This is a genomic window from Streptomyces zinciresistens K42, from assembly GCF_000225525.1.
In the GTDB taxonomy this organism is placed as follows: Bacteria; Actinomycetota; Actinomycetes; order Streptomycetales; family Streptomycetaceae; genus Streptomyces; species Streptomyces zinciresistens.
The window spans coordinates 1-5,698 of record NZ_AGBF01000300.1 but is presented as its reverse complement, the minus strand read 5'-3'; the positions used below and the strand labels follow the sequence as shown (position 1 = coordinate 5,698).

Annotated in this window: 6 protein-coding genes; 5 read left to right on the top strand and 1 reads right to left on the bottom strand. The window is 76.0% G+C overall.

Translation table 11 applies throughout. The features are described 5' to 3' along the window. The 4 genes from SZN_RS34990 to SZN_RS34975 form a co-directional block, all read left to right on the top strand. On the top strand, positions 1-663 hold a 663-nt coding region (locus SZN_RS34990), incomplete at its 5' end, for a cellulose binding domain-containing protein (protein WP_007504711.1). Positions 664-1,101: 438 nt separating this feature from the next. Further along, a complete protein-coding gene (gene rsgA, locus SZN_RS34985; RefSeq protein WP_007504709.1) occupies positions 1,102-2,208 on the top strand; it encodes a ribosome small subunit-dependent GTPase A in 1,107 nt (368 codons plus the stop codon). Positions 2,209-2,303: 95 nt separating this feature from the next. Further along, positions 2,304-3,767 carry a DNA-3-methyladenine glycosylase 2 family protein gene (locus tag SZN_RS34980; RefSeq protein WP_007504708.1) on the top strand — a complete coding sequence of 488 codons (1,464 nt, stop codon included), beginning with the start codon at positions 2,304-2,306 and terminating at the stop codon, positions 3,765-3,767. Positions 3,768-3,817: 50 nt separating this feature from the next. Beyond that, positions 3,818-4,453, top strand: a complete 636-nt coding sequence (locus tag SZN_RS34975) for a methylated-DNA--[protein]-cysteine S-methyltransferase (RefSeq protein ID WP_086021494.1) — start codon at positions 3,818-3,820, stop codon at positions 4,451-4,453. Between the two features lie 82 nt (positions 4,454-4,535). Here SZN_RS34975 and SZN_RS34970 read toward each other — a convergent pair whose 3' ends face one another. Beyond that, a complete protein-coding gene (locus tag SZN_RS34970) occupies positions 4,536-5,018 on the bottom strand; it encodes a DUF456 domain-containing protein (protein WP_043734766.1) in 483 nt (160 codons plus the stop codon). Between the two features lie 231 nt (positions 5,019-5,249). Here SZN_RS34970 and SZN_RS41735 point away from each other — a divergent pair, with 231 nt between their 5' ends. Then, positions 5,250-5,666, top strand: coding sequence for a hypothetical protein (locus SZN_RS41735; protein ID WP_007504702.1), 417 nt, complete (start codon positions 5,250-5,252; stop codon positions 5,664-5,666). Positions 5,667-5,698: the final 32 nt, after the last annotated feature.

The window sequence follows — 5,698 nt, the reverse complement described above, 5'->3', positions numbered from 1 at the left end:
GTCGTGCGCGGCGGCCTCGTCGTGGCCGCCGTCCTGGTCTCCGCGCTGGCCCTCGCGGTGTCGATGATGCCCGGCGGCCCCCAGGGCGACGCGGCCGACGCCGGGGACGCCTCCGGCCGCACCCCGGTCGCCGACCCCGGCTTCCCGCTGCCGGGCCCGCCCGGCGCCCCCTCGTCCGGGGAGCCCGCGTCCCCCGAGGGCTCCCCCGACTCCCCGGCCCCCTCCCGCGCCCCCTCGCGCACGACGTCCCCCGAGCGCTCCGACCTCGAACCGTCCTCCCAGGGCACCCAGTCGTCCCCCGCCCACGGGGGCGCCCCCGGGCAGACCGCGAGCGCGGCGCCCGCCTGCGAGGCCGGCTACGAGATCGTCAACGAGTGGCCCGACGGCTTCCAGGCCATCGTCACCGTCACCACCGAACGGGCCCTGGACGGCTGGCGGGTCACCTGGTCCTTCCGCGACGGCCAGCGGGTCGGCCAGATGTGGGACGCCGTGTACGCCCAGGACGGCTCCCGCGTCCGCGCCTCCGCCGCGGACTACAACAAGACCGTCGCGGCCGGCGGCACCATCTCCTTCGGCTTCCTGGGCAGTTGGCGGGGCGGCAACTCTCCCGCGGGCGACTTCACGCTGAACGGCCGGGACTGCGCGAGCCGGAAAACCGGTTGACGGCCCGTCCCGGGCCCGGACCGCGGTGCGGCCTCCGACGCCGCTTCCGGTGTGGTTCTGCCGCTCGCTCGGCACCCGATCACCGCCGCCACTTCGGCAAACCAGCGGTCGCACGCCTGGACGCCGTCCGGCGCGTCCCCGATGTCCGACCGGCCGGCCTGGAGGCGCTCTGCGGCACGGAACGACCCGTACGCACAGGTCGCCGTAATTCGGTGGCGGCGTGGCCCGACTGTCCCTAGTGTCAGTGCTGTTCGAGCGGTGACCGGTTGCCGCGGGTGATGTGGACCAGTTCGGGAGGTGTGACCGATGGCTGTCGTTGAGATGGGCGCTGCCCGCATGCGGAAGTTCGTTCAGTCCACCTCCGTGGTCTCCGGCTGACCTCACCTTTTTTCGCGCCAGCGGGCGCGGTGCCGGGGCCGCCTTGTGAAGGGTCACCCCTTGTCTTTCTCCTCCTCTTCTTCGGATTCGTCGCGCCCTCTCGCCGTCTACGGCTGGGACGAGGCATGGGCGACCGCGTTCGCCCCCCACGCCCGCGAAGGACTCGTTCCCGGCCGGGTCGTCCGCGTCGACCGAGGCCAGTGCGACATCCTCACCGCCGACGGCGTCGTACGCGCCGACACCGCGCTCGTCACCCCGCACGACCCCCTGCGGGTCGTGTGCACCGGGGACTGGGCCGCCGTCGAACCTCCCGGCCACCACCCGCGCTACGTCCGGGCATGCCTGCCCCGCCGCACCGCCTTCGTGCGCTCCACCTCCTCCAAGCGGTCCGAGGGGCAGATCCTCGCCGCCAACGTCGACCACGCCGTCGTCGCCGTGTCGCTCGCCGTCGAACTCGACCTCGGCCGGATCGAGCGCTTCCTCGCGCTGGCCTGGGAGTCCGGCGCCCAGCCGGTCGTCGTCCTCACCAAGGCGGACCTCGTCCCGGACCCGGTGACGCTCTCGTATCTCGTCCAGGACGTGGAGACGACGGCGCCCGGTGTCCCCGTGCTGACGGTCAGCGCGCTGGACGGCGAGGGCCTGGACGCCCTCACCGCCGTCGTCTCCGGCGGGACGACCGTGCTGCTCGGGCAGTCCGGCGCGGGCAAGTCCACGCTCGCCAACGCCCTGCTCGGCGAGGACGTCATGGACGTCCGGGCCACCCGCGACGTCGACGGCAAGGGCCGCCACACCACCACCACCCGCAACCTCCTCGCGCTCCCGGGCGGCGGTGTGCTCATCGACACGCCGGGCCTGCGGGGCGTCGGACTGTGGGACGCCGGGACCGGCGTCGGCCAGGTCTTCTCCGAGATCGGGGAACTGGCCGGGGGGTGCCGCTTCCACGACTGCGCCCACGCACGCGAGCCCGGGTGCGCGGTCCTCGCCGCCGTCGAGGACGGCACGCTGCCGGTGCGCCGCCTGGAGAGCTACCGCAAGCTCGTGCGCGAGAACCAGTGGATCGTGGCCAAGACCGACGCCCGGCTGCGCGCCGAGATCAGACGGGACTGGAAGCGCAAGGGAGCGGAGGGCAAGGCGGCCATGGAGGCCAAGCGCGGCCGCCGGAGCTGACCCGTGGGCCCGGGGACGGGGGCCGGGCCGGCCGGGCAGCGCCGTGTCCGATTCCCGCTGGCCCCCGCCCCCGGGCACGGCGGACACTGGACCCCGTGAGCGACGAGGACACCAGGTACGGGGACACCACGTACGAGGACACCACGTACGGGGACACCAGGTACGAGGCCGTGCGCAGCCGGGACGCGCGCTTCGACGGCGCGTTCTTCTTCGCCGTCGAGACGACCGGCATCTACTGCCGTCCCAGTTGCCCGGCGCTCACGCCGAAACGGCACAACGTACGGTTCTTCCGCACCGCCGCCGCCGCGCAGGGCTCGGGCTTCCGGGCCTGCCGGCGGTGCCGCCCGGACTCCGTGCCCGGCTCCGCCGAGTGGGACGTGCGCGCCGACGTCGTCGGCCGGGCCGTACGGCTGATCGGCGACGGCGTCGTCGACCGCGAGGGCGTCACCGGGCTCGCCGCACGGCTCGGCTACAGCCCCCGGCAGGTCCAGCGCCAGCTCACCGCCGAACTGGGCGCCGGACCGGTGGCGCTCGCCCGCGCCCAGCGGGCCCACACCGCGCGCACCCTGCTCCAGACCACCGCTCTGCCGGTCACCGAGATCGCCTTCGCGGCCGGGTTCGCCAGTGTCCGCCAGTTCAACGACACGATCCGGGCGGTCTACGCCCGCACACCGACCGGACTGCGCGCCGCCGCGCCCGCCGCCGGACGTGCCGCGCGCCCGGCGGCCACCCCCTCGGCCGGCATTCCGCTGCGGCTCGCCCACCGGGGCCCCTACCAGGCCGCGGCCGTCTTCGACCTGCTCGCGCGGGAGGCCGTGCCCGGCGTCGAGGAGGTCGGCGGCCCGCCCGGCGCGCGCACCTACCGCCGCACCCTGCGGCTGCCCCACGGGAGCGCCGTCGCCGCCGTCGAGGAGAAGACGGGCACCGCGCCCGTCCGGGGGACCGCCGCCCACCCCGGCGGCTGGCTCGACGCCCGGCTGCACCTCACCGACCCGCGCGACCTCACCACCGCCGTCCAGCGGCTGCGCCGGCTGTTCGACCTGGACGCCGACCCCTACGCCGTCGACGAGCGGCTCGGCGCCGACCCGGTCCTCGCCCCGCTGGTCGCCGCACGCCCCGGTCTGCGCTCGCCCGGCGCCGCCGACCCCGAGGAACTGGCCGTACGGGTGCTCGTGGGGCCGCGGGCCGCCGGGGAGCTGGTCCTGCGGTACGGCAAGGCACTCGACGCGCCCTGCGGCGGCCTCACCCATCTCTTCCCCGAGGCGGCGGTGCTCGCCGTGGCCGAGCCCGCCGGCCCCCTGGGCGCCCTGACCGCGGCCCTCGCCGACGGCACCCTGCGGCTGGACCCCGGAGCCGACCGCGACCGGGCGGACGCGGCCCTGCGCGACCTGCCCGGCCTGGACGCCCACGCCGTCGCCGCCCTGCGCACCCGCGCCCTGGGCGACCCGGACGTGGCCCCGCCCGGCCTCGACGCCCCCGGCAACTGGCGCCCCTGGCGCTCCTACGCCGTACGACACCTGCTCACCGCGGGGAAGCCCGCGTACCGACTCCACGGATGAGACCGATGAGACAGATGGCACAGATGGCACCGATGCGACCGATGGCACCGATGACCGAGAACACCGCGAATCCCGGGCAGACCGCGGATTCCGAGACGACCGCGGATTCCGAGACGACCACGAGGGCCGGACGCACCGCGAAACGCGGGAAGGCCACCCCCGGACCCGTGCACTGGGCGCGGTGCGCCAGTCCCCTCGGCCCGCTCCTGCTCACGGCCGACCCGGCCACCGGGGCGCTGACCTCGCTGTCCGTGCCGGAGCAGAAGGGCGGACGCGGCGTGCTCGCCCACTGGCGGCACGACCCGGCCCTGTTCCGGGCCGCCGAGGAACAGCTCGCCGCCTACTTCGCCGGTGAACTGAAGGAGTTCACGCTCCCGTTCCGCACCGACGGCACCGCGTTCCGCGAGCGGGTGTGGGACGCCCTGGACGCCGTGCCCTACGGGGCGACCACCACGTACGGCGAGATCGCCGCGCGGATCGGCGCCCCCCGCGCCGCCGTGCGGGCCGTGGGCGGCGCGATCGGCGCGAACCCGCTGCTCGTCGTCCGCCCCTGCCACCGGGTGATCGGCGCCGACGGGTCACTCACCGGCTACGCGGGCGGCCTCGACCGCAAGACGCGCCTGCTCACACTGGAGGGCGGGCTCCCGGCGGGGCCGGGCGGTCTGCGGGGCGTCGGCCGCGGGTGACGGCGTCCGGCTCTGTGCTCGTGGGGCGCCGCCGCTCACGCCGGAGGCCGGGCTTTCGGCGGGGTCGGGCGGAACGCGGGCGTCAGCCCCAGATCACCGCGCCCAGCCACGCGCCCGCGATCAGCTGGCAGGTGAACAGCTCCGCCAGCACGCTCGACCCGCCCGACCGCATCGCCGTGCGCACCGCGGCCCGCGCCTCGGCGTGGCGGCCCAGCCTGATCCGCTCCGCGACGTAGATGCCGGCCATGAAACCGGGCACCGAGCCGAGCACGGGGATCAGGACGAAGCCGAGGAACGAGCCAGCCGCCGCGTACACCACCACACGGCGGCCCGCCCATCCCGGGCGCAGTCGGCGCGGGGGCAGCGCCCACCGCACCACCTGGGAGAGGAACAGCGCCACGGTCGCCCCCACGAGGACCCACCACGCGACCGGCCGGGGGTCCTTCAGCGCCCACCACATGACGCCGGCCCACACCAGCCACGACCCCGGCACCCCGGGCACCAGCACCCCGCACAGGCCGAGTGCCAGGACCAGGCCGACCAGCACAAGGTCCCAGACTCCCATCTGACCAGAGTGCCGCAGCCGGGCAGAACCCGCAGATCAGCCATGTCCGGCGGAGGGCCGCCGCCGGGACCGGGCGGTTCACCCGCGGGTGTGACCGCGGCGGCACGCCACCCCCGTGCATCGCACAGTTGTTCACTTCTTGGCTCCCGGAGTCACCCCGCCGCCGGGTCCGCGGCGGGAATTTCGCGATGCCCCGTTTCCCAACCGGCCCCGCGGTGGACAATTGACGGCATGAACCAGCAGGGGGGAACGCCCGCCGGCCAGGAGGACGACTGGTGGGGCCAGCTCTACGGCGGGGCCACCGGGGACACCGGCCCGACGGCGGCGCCCGACTCGCTCGACGACCGGTTCGCCTCGGCCTCCGGGACCGTCAACGACGCCACGGCCCCGGCCACCGCCGAACCGGCACCGGCCGTACCGCCGCAGCGCACCGACGCGGACGACCCGCCGCGCCCCCCGGGGTTCCCGGCCGGACTGCCGAAGCCGCCGGGCTTCACGGTGGAGAGCGCGCCGCCCGCCGACCGGCCGCCGCCGCCCCGAGCAGCGCCGCCGCCCCCGCCGGCCCGCGGCTCGACTACGTCGGCGGCGGCCCGCCCACCTACGACCGCGAGCCCACCGCCCTGCCGCCCGCCGACCCTGACGCACTGACGGCCTGGTCCCCGACACCGTCCTCGACGGCG